Source organism: Marmoricola sp. RAF53, assembly GCF_052114005.1.
GTDB lineage: Bacteria > Actinomycetota > Actinomycetes > Propionibacteriales > Nocardioidaceae > Marmoricola.
Genome location: NZ_JBFRDX010000001.1, coordinates 143,978 through 156,349, shown reverse-complemented (window position 1 = coordinate 156,349; position 12,372 = coordinate 143,978). Strand labels below are relative to the sequence as shown.

Here is a 12,372-nt window from a genome sequence, read left to right as displayed (position 1 = left end):
ACGGTCGCTGCGCGACCTCCTCAACCAGCGGGGAAGGCCGTCACCCAGCGGTGGCGGGGATGCGGTCCGCGACGACGCCGCCGGTGTTGGTGACGACGCCGAGCAGTTTCGGCGTGACGGCCAGCTGGTAGGGCCAGTAGGTGGTGCTGATGCCGTCGGTCGGCAGCGGGTACGGCGCACTCTTCCCGGTGGTGACGTCGAGGACGCGCAGCGCGGTCGTGGTCGGCATCAGCACGTGGGTGGCGTCGAGCGACGGCATCTGGGAGAGCGTGAAGCCGTACGGGAAGTAGGTCCGGTCCGTCGGGACGTCGGTGTGCCAGCGGGGCTTCCCGGTGGCGGCGTCGTACGCGTCGAGGCCGGTCTTGGTCCGCATCAGGACGACGTCGCCGCGCAGCGTGGACTCGACCGCGTCACCGGCCGGGCGGATCCGCCAGACCTCGCCGCCCTCGTCGTCCAGCGCCAGCAGCGCGCTCCGCCCTGCGGTGGCGGTCACGACGAGGGTGTGTCCGTCGTGGACGCCAACCACGTGCGCCGCCGTCCCCGGGTCCGCGTCCCAGGTCCACTCCCGGGCGCCGTCCTTCTGCGCGAACGCGCGGATCACCGCACCGCCGCGGCCCTTCGGGTCGGGGGTGGCGAGCCGGTACTCCTCGACACCGCCGAGCACGAAGGTGTCCTGGTCGAGCGGCCCGAGGTAGTCGCCGCGACCGACTCCCGTCAACGTCTTCGACCAGACGACCTGGCCGTCCTTGCCCCGCAGCCGCGTCACCAGCAGGCCGGCGTCCTTCGGCAACGCGACCAGCACGTCGCCCTTCCCGGACCCGCCGTCCAGGTACGTCGTCGCCACCGGCTCGCCGTCCGCGTGCGCGGCCGGCACCTCCAGGCACCAGCTCTCCTTGCCCGACGCCAGGTCGAACGAGCCGACTCGGGTCGGGGAGTCCTTCGTCAGGTCGAGCAGCAGGAAGTCGTCGTCCGAGGCGTCCCACGCGGTCCGCTTCGTCGCCGGCACCAGCGACCAGCGGGCCTCCAGGCTGGCGTCGTCGACCAGCGACATCCGGGCGTTGTCCTTGGTCAGCGCCAGCAGCCCGTCGGAGAGCCCGTACAGGTGCAGCCACTGGTCGTAGTCGTAGCCGACTCCCGCGCGCACCGGCCCGAACGGGTCGGCCCAGCCGTTCACCGCCGCCGCCAGCGTGTCCAGGCGCTGGTCCGGCTGCGCGGCCATGCCGTCGACCGACAGCAGCGGGCTCTTCGCGTCGACCCGCTTCGCGCAGGTCAGCGGGTCGGAGCGGATCGCGACCACGCCGATCACCGCGGCGACCAGCGCCCCGGCGACCGCGATCGGCAGCCACGTACGCCGGCCGTGCTGGTCCTCGGACCCGCTCGCGGCGGTCCCGTCCGTCACCAGATCCGGACGCGGTCCTCCGGGTCGAGCCAGAGCCCGTCGCCCGGCTGCGTCCCGAAGGCGAGGTGGAACTCGTCGAGGTTGCGCACGATGTTCGCGCGGAACTCCGGCGGGCTGTGCGGGTCGGTGGTCAGGTACTGCTGCTCCAGCTCGTTGCGGCGCTTGGTGCGCCACACGTAGGACCAGTTCAGGAAGAGCCGCTGGAAGCCGCTGAGGCCGTCGTGCTCGGGCGCCTCGGCCCCGTCGAGCGAGATCTCGTAGGCCTTGTGCGCGATCGTCAGACCGCCCAGGTCGCCGATGTTCTCGCCCACGGTCAGCGAACCGTTGACGTGCTCACCCGGCAGGTTGCGCGGCTCGAAGCCGTCGTACTGCTCGATGAGCGCCTTGGACTTCAGCTCGAAAGCGGCCTTGTCGTCGGCGGTCCACCAGTCGTTGAGGTTGCCGTGGCCGTCGTACTGGGCGCCCTGGTCGTCGAAGCCGTGACCGATCTCGTGGCCGATCACCGCGCCGATGCCGCCGTAGTTCTCGGCCGCGTCGGCGTCCGGGGAGAAGAACGGCTTCTGCAGGATGCCGGCCGGGAAGCAGATCTCGTTGGTGCCCGGGTTGTAGTAGGCGTTCACGGTCTGCGGCAGCATGAACCACTCGTCGCGGTCGACCGGCGCGCCGATCTTGGCGAGCTGGCGGTCGGTCTCGAACGCCGCGATGTTGATGATGTTGCCGAGCAGGTCGCCGGCGTCGATCGGCAGGCCCGAGTAGTCCCGCCACTTCACCGGGTAGCCGATCTTCGGGCGGAAGGTGTCGAGCTTGTCGTAGGCCCGCTGCTTGGTGTCCTCGCCCATCCAGTCGAGCGTGGCGATGCTCCGCCGGTAGGCCTCGAGCAGGTTGGCGACCAGCTCGTCCATCAGCTCCTTGGAGCGCGGCGGGAAGTGCCGGGCGACGTACTCGCGGCCGACGGCCTCGCCGAGACCGCCCTCGACCAGGCTGACGCCGCGCTTCCACCGGGCCCGCAGCTCGGGGGTGCCGGAGAGCGTGCGGCCGTAGAAGTCGAAGTTCGCCTCGACGAACGCGTCCGGCAGGTAGCCGGCCGCCGAGCGGATCGCGCGGACCGCGAGGAACGCCTTCCACTGCTCGATCGAGGTCTCGCCGAGGACCTTCTCCAGGTGCTCCAGGTACGACGGCTGCCGGACGACCGTCTCGGCGAAGGTCCCGCCCGTGTCCGACACCGGGTCGCCGCCGAGGTTGCGGACGTAGACGTCGAGGTCGAACGACGGGATCAGCGCCCGCAGCTCGTCGTACGAGGTCAGGTTGTAGGTCTTGATGACGTCCCGGGTCTCGGCGCGCTCCCAGTGCCCCTCGGCGATCCGCTTCTCCAGCGCGAACACGGTCTCCGCGGTGGCGCGCGCGTCCGGCCGGTCGGCCAGCTTCAGGATCGTCTCGAGGTAGTCGACGTACTTGCCGCGGATCTCCTCGAACTTCTCCTCGCGGTAGTAGCTCTCGTCCGGCAGGCCGATGCCGCCCTGGACGACGTTGACGAGGTAGCGGTCGGAGTCGCGGTCGTCGGTGTCGACGTACGAGCCGAAGAGCCCCCCGCCGCCGGTGCGCTCGAACTCGCCGAGGAACGCGGCCAGGCCACGGAGGTCCTTGAGGTCGTCGATCGCGGCCAGCACGCCCAGGATCGGGGTGGTGCCGAGCTCGTCGATCCGGTCGGTGTCCATGAAGCTCGCGAAGAGGTCGCCGATCTTCTTGGCGTCGTCGCCGTCGACCTTCCCCGCGGTGCAGTCCTCGATGATCTCGCGGACGTGCGCCTCGGCGGCGTCGGCGAGCATCACGAACGGGCCCCAGGAGGCTCGGTCGGAGGGGATCTCGGCGTCGCGCAGCCAGCGGCCGTTCACGTGCCCGAACAGGTCGTCCTGCGGGCGGATCTCCAGGTCCATGCCCTCACGGGCGTCATCGAGAATCGTCACGCCAGAGACTTTAACCGTGCGACCCCAGGTCAACGCACCCGAAGCACGGTCTTTCCCAGCGTCTTGCGGTCCTCCATCTCCTGCAGCGCCCGGCCCATGTCCGCCAGGTCGTAGACCGCGCCCAGCGGCGGGGCGATGGTGCCGTCGGCCATCATCGGCTCCAGCTCGCGCCACTGCGCCGCCATGTAGCCGGGCCGGACCATCGCGTAGGCGCCCCAGCCGACGCCGCGCACGTCGACGTTGTTGAGCAGCAGGCGGTTCACCTTGACCTCGGGGATCGCGCCGCCGGCGAAGCCGACGACGAGCAGCCGGCCCTGCGGAGCGAGCGCGCGCAGCGAGTCGGTGAAGAGGTCGCCGCCGACCACGTCCAGCACGACGTCGACGCCCCGGCCGCCGGTGAGCTCCTTGGTGGCGGCCAGGAAGCCGTCGACCAGGACCGTCTCGTCGGCCCCGGCCGCCTTCGCGATCGCGGCCTTCTCGTCGGTGGAGACGACGGCGATCACCGTCGCGCCGTACCCCTTGGCGACCTGGATGGTCGCGGTGCCGACACCGCCGGCGGCACCGTGCACGAGCACGGTCTCGCCGGCCTGGAGCTGGCCGCGCTCCTTCAGCGCGAACTGCGCGGTCAGGTAGTTCATCGGGATCGCGGCGCCCTGCTCGAACGACAGGTTGTCCGGCAACGGGAAGACGCTGTCCGGGCCCAGGCCGACGGTCTCGGCCGCGCCGCCGTACGCCAGGCAGCAGGCGACCCGATCGCCGGGCGCGAAACCGGTCCCGTCGGGGGCACTGCGGACGACGCCGGCGAAGTCGACTCCGAGGGTGAACGGCGGCTCCGGCTTCATCTGGTACTCGCCCTTGGAGAGCAGCAGGTCCGGGAACGACGTCCCGACCGCGTGCACGTCGACGAGGACCTGCGGCCCGAACGGCCCCTCCGGCCCGGGCTCCGGTACGTCGTTGATCTCGATGGCGGACGGTCCGTCGAGGCGGGTCACCTGGGCTGCGCGCATGCCGTGCACGCTACCGGGCCTCCGTCCGCCCTAGCCTGGGGCGGTGAGCATCGAACCGGGCTGGCCGGTCGCCGCGGCGCTGGCCGTCCTGCTGCTCCTGACGCTGGTCGCGCACCGGTACGCCGGCTACGGCCTCGGACGCCCTGCCCTGGTCGCGTCGGTGCGCGCGCTGGTCCAGCTCACCGTCGTGGCGCTGCTGATCCGCGCCGTCGTCGACGACCTCGCGCTCTCCTTCGCCTTCGTCGCCCTGATGTTCGTGATCGCGGTCGCGACCACGTCCCGGCGGATCGGCGCCGTCCCGGCGTGGTCCTGGTCCGCGCTGGCGATGGCGTCCGGGATCGTGCCGGTGCTCGTCGTCGTGCTGGCCAGCGGCGCGATCCCGTGGGAGGGCATCGCGATCATCCCGATCGCCGGCATCGTGATCGGCAACGCGATGACCGCGAACACCCTCGTCGGCCGGCGCGCGTTCCCGGTGCTGCGCGAGGAGCACGCCCAGTACGAGGCCGCGCTGGCCCTCGGCATGAAGCCCGCGTGGGGGATCCACGAGATCGTGCACCGCCGGGTCCCCGACGCCCTGCTGCCCGGCATGGACCAGGTCAGCACCACCGGGCTCGTGACGCTGCCGGGGGCCTTCATCGGCGTCATGCTCGGCGGCGGTACGCCGGTCCAGGCCGCCACCGCCCAGGCCCTGGTCCTCTTCGGCATCATGACCGCGCAGACGATCACGGTGTCGGTCGGCGAACGGCTCATCACTCGGCGCCGATTGCTGCCGTCGGACCTGCGAGCCGCACTGATCAACTGAGCGGGGTCAGGTGCTGTGCATGGCAAGGCAGAGGAGGGAAGGCGGCCTTCGAGCGGAGCGGGCCGTCGACCGACGACAACGCCGCCAGGTGCGGTACCTGAGCTCGCTCAGCCGACCTTGACGATCCGGGCCAGCTCAAAGTGCATCGGGTCGGTGTAGCGCCAGGTGCCGCCCCAGTTGAAGCCCCAGCGCCGGAAGATGTCGACAACGCGGCGGTCGATCAGGCCGGCGGTGCCGCGCTGGTTGCCGGGGACGTTGAGGTCGATCGCGGTGCCCCAGGTGTGGAAGGAGAGGCCCTTCGACGGGTCGCGGGCGATGTAGCGCGGCACGTAGCAGCCGCCGTACTCGCCGGGGTGGATCGAGCTGGTGAGCTTGAGCCGCACGATGTCGGTCAGCGCTGCCCGGAGCTGCGGCAGCATCGCCTTGTTGCAGCGCACGGTCCCGAGGATCGGGACCTGCTCGGTGCGGATGAAGTCGCGCACCCAGCGCGGGTCCGGGTTCACGGTGCCGTCGCGGTTGGCCGTGTAGGTGAACGAGCCGACAGCGCGGGCGACCGAACCGCCGGTGAGGACCGCCGTCTGGGCGGCGTGGATGTCGAAGTTCAGCGCGAGCAGGGTGGCGGTGCCGCGGTCGCCGATCAAGGCGGCGAGGGCCTTCTGCGCGGGCAGCGCGGACGAGTTGCCGGTCGAGACGAGGAGCGCGTTCCCGCGGACCATGTGCAGCGGCGCGGCCCACTTCTCGTTGACCACCGCGGCGATCTTCGAGTGGTCGACCAGCGGAGCGATCGCGCCGAGGTGGGCCTTCGGGGCATCGTCCTCGTTGCCCATCGCGACCTCGCCGTCCGGCGTGGCGAGAGTGTCCTTGAGCTCGGGCTGGACGGCGATCTCACCGTCGGCGACCCGGTCCCAGACGTCGGCCGTCGTCGCGGTGCCGCCGTAGGTGAACGCGCGGAAGGTGGCCGGGTCGACGGCGGCGTACGTGACCGCGCTCTCCTCGGCGTAGAAGGTGGCGAGCGAGAACTGCTCGGTGGCGACGACGCCCTTGATCTTCTTCGCCTTCTCCACGACCGACTTCGGCAGCGGGTCCTGGCTCTGCACCAGGATGTCCGGCGACTGCACCGGCGGCTCGAACTTGCCGGGGTGCTTCATGGCGACGTCGGTGGCGGAGACCGGCGACGGGCGGGCGCTCGACGAGGCGTCGTCGTCCGCCTTCACCGCGCTGCCGCCGCAGGCGGTGGCGGTCAGGGTCAGGGCAGCGCCGAGCGCGAGCGCGCACCAGCGAGCGGCCTTCGTCCCCATGCTCCCTCGATCCCCCACACCTGTGACGGGCCCATCGTAGCCAGGAACGGACAATTCAGGCCGGTGTTCCACGGAGTTCCACGGAGAGGCCCGGGCGCCTGCTTCAAGGCGTCGTCGGCAGGTTCTCCACAGATCTGGTTTCGGCGTAGATATCGAACAGGTGTTCGATCAGACTTGGGGCATGACCTCAGGCACCGACCTCCTCGACGCACCGGCCGCTTCGCCGGCGGCCGAGCTGCACGCCTGCCTGGACCGGGTCTGCGGGGTCGAGGTCGACGGACTCTCCGGCGAGGCTCAGGCGGCGTTGCTGCAGTCCCTGGTCCGGGCCGAGTCCCGGGTCGCCGCGCTACGGATGCGGGTCCTGGCCGCGGCCGACCGGTCGAAGACCGCGCTCAAGGCCGGTGCGGCCTCGACCGGGCAGTGGGCCGCGAAGCTTGCGAACACCGACCAGATCGAGGCCCAACGGCAGGTCGGGCTCGCCACCGGCCTGAACCAACGGGCCCGGACCCAAGAAGCGCTCCTGGCCGGGACGATCTCGGCCGAGCACGCCGCGGTGATCGTGCGCGCCGACCGCGACCTGCCCGTCTCGGTGACCCACGAGCAGCGCGAGATCGTGGAAGCCGCGCTCGTGGAGAAGGCTCGCTCCCTGTCCCCGGGCGGCCTGCGTCGCGCCGCCCGGCGCGCACTGGCCGCGGTCGAACCCGACCCTGTCGTCGTCAACGCCCACGAGAACGACCTCCTCGCCGCCGAGGAAGACCACGCCCGGACCCGGACCCGGCTGACCCTGCACGACAACAAGGACGGCACCCTGACCGGGCACTTCACGATCCCCACCGCCCAGGGCCACCTGCTGCGCAAGGTCCTGCAAGCCATCACCGCACCTCGTCGCGGCCGGCTCGGCGCGAGCGCCGCCCAGATCGGCGACCGCGAGGCTCGCACCGACTGGGACCGCGCCCGCGGCGAGGCGTTCTGCGAACTCCTCGAGCACCTGCCCACCGACCACCTGCACCCGCGCACCGCCGCAACCCTGATCGTCACCGTCGAGCACGACACCCTGCGCGAGGCCCTCCAGGTCGCCCACCTCGACACCGGCACCGACCTCTCCGCCGGAGAAGCCCGCCGACTCGCCTGCAACGCCGGGATCATCCCCGCCGTCCTCGGCGGCGCATCACTCCCCCTGGACCTCGGCAGATCCTCCCGACTCTTCACCGAGACCCAACGCACCGCCCTCGGCCTCCGCCACCACACCTGCGCCGCCGACGGCTGCGAACGCCCCTACGCCTGGTGCGAACTCCACCACCAAGACCCCTGGTCACACGGCGGCAAGACCGACCTCGACCAAGCGATCCCGCTCTGCCACTGGCACCACCGACGCATCCACGACCCGCACTACCAACACACCCGAGCACGCGACGGCTCCCTCACCTTCCACCGAAGGACGTGAGCTACGAGCGGAGGACCCGCTCGGCGATGTAGGCGATGTCGTCGGCGGTCTGATCGGGTGACCGGGTCGGCGCGGTGACGTGGCTGAGCACCAGGCGGATCACCATGTCCACGAGCGCGTCGACGCGGGACTCGTCCAGCGGGACGTCGTAGGACTCCAGGTGACCGCGGATCAGGCCGTGGGCCGCGTCGATGATCGGCTCGACCTGGGTGGTCAGCAGCGGGAGCAGCTGGCTCTCCGCGCCGTGGCTGGCCGAGAGCACCGCGTGCAGCAGCGGGTTGTTGCGCGCGTTGCTCAGCACGGCGTACGCCGCCTGCCGGATCGCCGTGACCAGGTTGTCGGGGTGGTCGGTGAAGGCGGCGTCCACGCTGCGCAGGAAGACCTCGAGCTCGCGCATGATCATCGCCTCGGCGAGCTGCTGCTTGGAGCCGATCTCGTTGTAGACCGTCTGCCGGCTGACCCCGACCCGGTCGGCGAGCTTGGCCATCGTGATCGCCTGCCAGCCGCCGGCCTTCGTCAGGTCGGCGGCCTCGACGATCAGTCGTTCGCGCCAGGTGCTGCCGGGCGAGCCGCCGGCGTACCCGGGCACGAGGGCGGTCAGCCCCGGCCTGGGTGTCACCTCGCTGGTCATGACGTCAGTCTTGCAGGCTCAGCGCGAGAACCGGGCACGCCTGGACGGCCGCGTGGACCTTGTCCCGCTCCGACTCCGGCGGGTTCTCCTCCAGGAGCACCATCACGTCGTCGTCGTCGAGCTCGAAGTACTCGTGCGCCATCGCCTCGCACATGCCGAGGCCTTCGCACTTGTCGCGATCGACCAGGATCCTCATCGCACGCTCCTCATCGGAATCAGCCTCAGACCTTCGCCGGGTCGACCGGGACGAAGTCGATCTTCTCGCGGACACCGCAGTCGGGGCAGCACCAGTCGGCGGGGATGTCCGCCCAGGCGGTGCCGGCGGCGAAGCCCTCCAGCTCGTTGCCGGCGGCGACCTCGTAGGTGTAGCCGCAGCCCGGGCACTTCGCGGCGAGCACCTCGACCCCGGTGACGTCGGCGATCGTGACGGTGACGTCGGAGGCCAGGGTTTCGTGCGCGTGCTCGACGACGCCCCACTTCTTGTAGAGCTTCTCGCGCTTGCCGGGCTGGATGTTCGCCAGCGTGAGGTCACCACCGAAGTGGGCGACCACCTTGGGGTCCATCACCCGGCGCCACAGCGGCGGGAAGAGGGCGAGCACGATCATCCCGGCGTACCCGGTCGGCAGCACCGGCGACTCCTCGAAGTCGCGCAGCGTCTGGTAGCGCCGGGTCGGGTTCGCGTGGTGGTCGCTGTGCCGCTGCAGGTGGTAGAGCAGCACGTTGGTGGCGATGTTGTTCGAGTTCCAGGAGTGGCTCGGGTCGACCCGCTCGTAGCGCTGGCGGTCACCGACGCCGACCTTCTGGCGCAGCATCCCGTAGTGCTCGAGGTAGTTGACGACCTCCAGCAGCGTGAAGCCCATGACGCCCTGGATCACCAGGTACGGCAGCATGTCCCAGCCCCAGATCGCGATCACGCTGCCCCAGAGCACGGCCGACATCAGCCAGGCGTTGAGGACGTCGTTGCCGAGGCGGTACGGGTGCTGGTTCTTACGGGCGTAGCGCTTCTTCTCCAGGTGCCAGGCGCTCTTCAGCGAGCCCCAGACGGTGCGCGGCCAGAACCGGTAGAAGGTCTCGCCCATCCGGCTGGACGCGGGGTCCTCGGGGGTCGCGACGCGGACGTGGTGGCCGCGGTTGTGCTCGATGTAGAAGTGGCCGTAGAAGCTCTGCGCCAGGGCGATCTTGGAGAGCCAGCGCTCGTTGGCCTCGCGCTTGTGGCCGAGCTCGTGGGCGGTGTTGATACCGATGCCGCCGATGGCACCGATCGAGACCGCGAGGCCGATCTTGTCGAACGTCGTCAGGCCGAGGTCTTGCGACAGCAGCCGGTCGGCGAACGGGAGGCCGGCCGCCCAGTCGTGCAGGCCGAGGGTGTTCACCAGCCAGCCGGCGGGGTTCTCACCGGCGATCACGGCCATCGCACCGAAGAAGCCGATGTACTGGATCGGCAGGAACAGGTAGGTGATCCAGCGGTAGTACTTGTCCTGCTCCAGCGCCTCGATCACGTCGTCGGGCGGGTTGGCGGAGTCGAGGCCGGCGATCAGGTCGATGGCCGGGACGACGCCGAGGATCACGATCGGGCCGATCCAGAGCCAGGCACCCCAGCCGGTCACGATGTACGCGCCGGCGGCCACGAAGGCGAGGCTGGGCACGACCAGACCGATCAGCCAGAGGTAGCGCTTCTTGTCCTTCCAGATCTCGGTCGACCCTTCCGGGACCGTCGAGTTCGGGATGTCGCTGATAGCCATCGAGCTCTCCTTCCGCCACGCCCGGCTTGGTGAGAGGACCTGGGGAGGTACCGGGCACTTGACACGAAGGTACGGAATGTAAAGCCGTTTGACAAGAGGGTGTGACTTGTAAAGTTTGGTGGCCCAGGTCACACGATCAAGGCCGCGCGTGGACGAGCTGGGCGCGCTTCCACGGCCAGACGAGCGCCCACACCTTGCCGACCACGAGGTCCACCGGCACGAACCCGCCGCCCGGCTGGTCCAGGTGCGCGCGCGAGTCGGCCGAGTTGCCGCGGTTGTCACCCATCACCCAGAGGTGCCCCGCGGGCACCCGGACGTCGAAGGTCTTCTCCGAGGGCTCGGTCCCCTCCGGCAGGTACGACGACTCGTCCAGCGCCTTGCCGTTCACCGTGATCCGCCCGTCGGCGTCGCAGCACCGCACCCGGTCGCCGCCGACGCCGATCACCCGCTTCACGAGGTGACCGCCGGCGGGGTAGAGCCCGACCACCTGGAGACCGCGGGCCAACGGGTTGGCCGTCGCCTGCCCCTCGCCCCCCAGCCAGTCGCCCGGGTCGGCGAACACGACGACGTCACCGCGGTGCGGCGTACCGCTGCCCCAGAAGGAGACCTTCTCGACCAGGATCCGGTCGTTCTTCACCAGCTGCGGTTCCATCGACGCCGACGGGATGTAGAACGCCTGCAGGAAGAAGCTCTTGACGACGACCGCGAGCACCACCGCGATCACCAGCAGGAGCAGGCTCTCCTGCCAGACGGGCAGTCCGGGCTTCTTCGTGGCGGCAGCGGTTTCGGTCACGCCGGGGACTGTAGGTCGGCCCGGCGCGCCGCGTCGGCTTGATGCGCTCGCCGGTGCCTGAATTCTTCCGAAGAGAGCTCACGCCTCCGGGAGCGGCGGCAGCCAGTCCGGGCGACGGCCCTGCTGGCGGCGGCGCCAGACCCAGAGGGCGGCGACGACGAGCAGGATCAGGTCGGCGGTGATCGCGGCGACGGTGAAGAGCGGGTTCGGCTTCTCGCCCTCGGGGCGGTTCATCCCGGGCTTGCCGGGGATCGCGGTGACGGCGATCCGGTCCTTGGTCTTCGCGAGGTAGTACGCCTCGTCGTCGAGCGCGACCGAGAAGAGCGTCTGCTTCGGGTCGAAGTCCTTCGGCAGCGTGTAGTCGACGAGGTTGCGGCCGTCGATGGTGCGCGCGTGCTTCACGATCCCCTCGACGAAGACGCCCTGCTCCTGGATCTGGTGGTCGGTCCACCGCTCGTGGACCGCCGGCAGGTTCACCAGCGCGACGACGAGGAGGACGAGCAGGACGCGCACGAGGTCGAGGGTAGGTCAGGAGTCACCGGACCAGCCGGACCACCAGGGCGGGACCACCGGCGAGAGATCACCAGCGCGGGGCGCCGAACTGGTCGGAGAAGACGAAGTCGGCGAGGTCCTTGCGGACCCGCGGGGCGGCCTCGCGCTCGATCAGCGCCGGGTCGGCCTCGGCGAGGAGGTCGTCCGCGGGACGCTCGCCCACGGCGATGGCGGTGGTCACCTTCCACGCGGCCGGGACCCGGAAGAGCTCGGCGACGCGGCCGTGGTCGAAGCCGGCGAACTGGTGGGTGTGCAGGCCCATCGCCTGCGCCTGGACGGTGAGGTGGGCGACCGCCTGCCCGAGGTCGTAGGCGGCGTAGTCGCTGTAGGTGAGGGCGGGGTCCTCGTCGTCGCCGACCCGGTGCAGGCTGATCAGCACGGCACTGGCGGCCGGGACCCAGCTCTTGTTGCCGCGGCTGAGCGCGTCCATCAGCGCGGCGTGCGCGGGCTCGCCTCGGCGGGCGACCAGGAAGGCCCACGGCTGGGAGTTGCCGGCGCTCGGCGACCAGCGAGCCGCCTCGAGCAGCAGCGCCAGGTCGGCGTCGTCGAGCTCGTGGGTGGGGTCGTAGACCTGCGGGCTCCAGCGGTCGCGGAGCAGCGGGTCGATCTCGCGCAGTGTGGTCGTGGTCATGAAACTTTCAACCATCATGGCACCCCATTTCTTCCAGCCCGCCCTTCCCGGACAGGTTTTGTCTACTGTACTAGTAGACAAAGAGTCCGCTGAGAAGGGGCCCCTCGTG

At 70.5% G+C, this 12,372-nt stretch carries 12 protein-coding genes; 2 read left to right on the top strand and 10 right to left on the bottom strand.

Going from position 1 to position 12,372, the window contains the following annotated elements:
• Positions 1–40 precede the first annotated feature (40 nt).
• From AB4Y76_RS00735 to AB4Y76_RS00725, 3 genes are read right to left on the bottom strand one after another with little or no spacing between them, the layout of a single operon-like run.
• Positions 41–1,399, bottom strand: coding sequence for an outer membrane protein assembly factor BamB family protein (locus tag AB4Y76_RS00735; RefSeq protein WP_441921451.1), 1,359 nt, complete (start codon positions 1,397–1,399; stop codon positions 41–43).
• Entirely contained in the window at positions 1,396–3,363 is a 1,968-nt protein-coding gene (locus AB4Y76_RS00730) for a M13 family metallopeptidase (RefSeq protein WP_441921449.1), read from the bottom strand. The genes AB4Y76_RS00735 and AB4Y76_RS00730 overlap by 4 nt, the downstream gene beginning before the upstream one ends.
• A 29-nt stretch (positions 3,364–3,392) precedes the next feature.
• Positions 3,393–4,370: an NADPH:quinone oxidoreductase family protein gene (locus AB4Y76_RS00725; RefSeq protein WP_441921447.1), complete on the bottom strand. Its 978-nt coding sequence runs from the start codon at positions 4,368–4,370 to the stop codon at positions 3,393–3,395.
• A gap of 43 nt (positions 4,371–4,413) precedes the next feature.
• Between AB4Y76_RS00725 and AB4Y76_RS00720 the strand changes: the two genes are divergently transcribed.
• Entirely contained in the window at positions 4,414–5,172 is a 759-nt protein-coding gene (locus tag AB4Y76_RS00720; RefSeq protein ID WP_441921446.1) for an ABC transporter permease, read from the top strand.
• A gap of 107 nt (positions 5,173–5,279) precedes the next feature.
• Here the strand turns inward: AB4Y76_RS00720 and AB4Y76_RS00715 are convergent, their stop codons facing one another.
• Positions 5,280–6,470: a M15 family metallopeptidase gene (locus AB4Y76_RS00715; RefSeq protein WP_441921444.1), complete on the bottom strand. Its 1,191-nt coding sequence runs from the start codon at positions 6,468–6,470 to the stop codon at positions 5,280–5,282.
• A 181-nt stretch (positions 6,471–6,651) separates the two neighbouring features.
• On the opposite strand from AB4Y76_RS00715, the gene AB4Y76_RS00710 reads away from it, so the two are divergent.
• Positions 6,652–7,914: a DUF222 domain-containing protein gene (locus AB4Y76_RS00710; RefSeq protein WP_441921442.1), complete on the top strand. Its 1,263-nt coding sequence runs from the start codon at positions 6,652–6,654 to the stop codon at positions 7,912–7,914.
• Between the two features lies 1 nt (position 7,915).
• Here the strand turns inward: AB4Y76_RS00710 and AB4Y76_RS00705 are convergent, their stop codons facing one another.
• From AB4Y76_RS00705 to AB4Y76_RS00680, 6 genes are all read right to left on the bottom strand, one after another.
• On the bottom strand, positions 7,916–8,545 hold the full coding sequence (locus tag AB4Y76_RS00705) for a TetR family transcriptional regulator (RefSeq protein WP_441921440.1): 630 nt from the start codon (positions 8,543–8,545) through the stop codon (positions 7,916–7,918).
• 4 nt (positions 8,546–8,549) lie between these two features.
• Positions 8,550–8,741: a ferredoxin gene (locus tag AB4Y76_RS00700; RefSeq protein WP_441921438.1), complete on the bottom strand. Its 192-nt coding sequence runs from the start codon at positions 8,739–8,741 to the stop codon at positions 8,550–8,552.
• A gap of 25 nt (positions 8,742–8,766) precedes the next feature.
• Complete coding sequence (locus AB4Y76_RS00695; RefSeq protein WP_441921436.1) at positions 8,767–10,287, bottom strand: fatty acid desaturase; 1,521 nt, start codon at positions 10,285–10,287, stop codon at positions 8,767–8,769.
• 136 nt (positions 10,288–10,423) lie between these two features.
• On the bottom strand, positions 10,424–11,080 hold the full coding sequence (gene lepB, locus AB4Y76_RS00690) for a signal peptidase I (RefSeq protein ID WP_441921434.1): 657 nt from the start codon (positions 11,078–11,080) through the stop codon (positions 10,424–10,426).
• Between the two features lie 78 nt (positions 11,081–11,158).
• Entirely contained in the window at positions 11,159–11,593 is a 435-nt protein-coding gene (locus tag AB4Y76_RS00685; protein ID WP_441921432.1) for a hypothetical protein, read from the bottom strand.
• 67 nt (positions 11,594–11,660) lie between these two features.
• Positions 11,661–12,263 (bottom strand): nitroreductase family protein, encoded by a 603-nt coding sequence (locus AB4Y76_RS00680; protein WP_441921430.1) that lies wholly within the window; start codon positions 12,261–12,263, stop codon positions 11,661–11,663.
• Positions 12,264–12,372 lie beyond the last annotated feature (109 nt).

What these genes read in the sequence shown, in the direction of transcription:
- AB4Y76_RS00725 (WP_441921447.1), bottom strand. Translation starts at nt 4,370, where the DNA reads ATGCGCGCAGCCCAGGTGACCCGCCTCGACGGACCGTCCGCCATCGAG.
- AB4Y76_RS00715 (WP_441921444.1), bottom strand. Translation starts at nt 6,470, where the DNA reads ATGGGGACGAAGGCCGCTCGCTGGTGCGCGCTCGCGCTCGGCGCTGCC.
- AB4Y76_RS00710 (WP_441921442.1), top strand. Translation starts at nt 6,652, where the DNA reads ATGACCTCAGGCACCGACCTCCTCGACGCACCGGCCGCTTCGCCGGCG.
- AB4Y76_RS00705 (WP_441921440.1), bottom strand. Translation starts at nt 8,545, where the DNA reads ATGACCAGCGAGGTGACACCCAGGCCGGGGCTGACCGCCCTCGTGCCC.
- AB4Y76_RS00700 (WP_441921438.1), bottom strand. Translation starts at nt 8,741, where the DNA reads ATGAGGATCCTGGTCGATCGCGACAAGTGCGAAGGCCTCGGCATGTGC.
- AB4Y76_RS00695 (WP_441921436.1), bottom strand. Translation starts at nt 10,287, where the DNA reads ATGGCTATCAGCGACATCCCGAACTCGACGGTCCCGGAAGGGTCGACC.
- AB4Y76_RS00680 (WP_441921430.1), bottom strand. Translation starts at nt 12,263, where the DNA reads ATGACCACGACCACACTGCGCGAGATCGACCCGCTGCTCCGCGACCGC.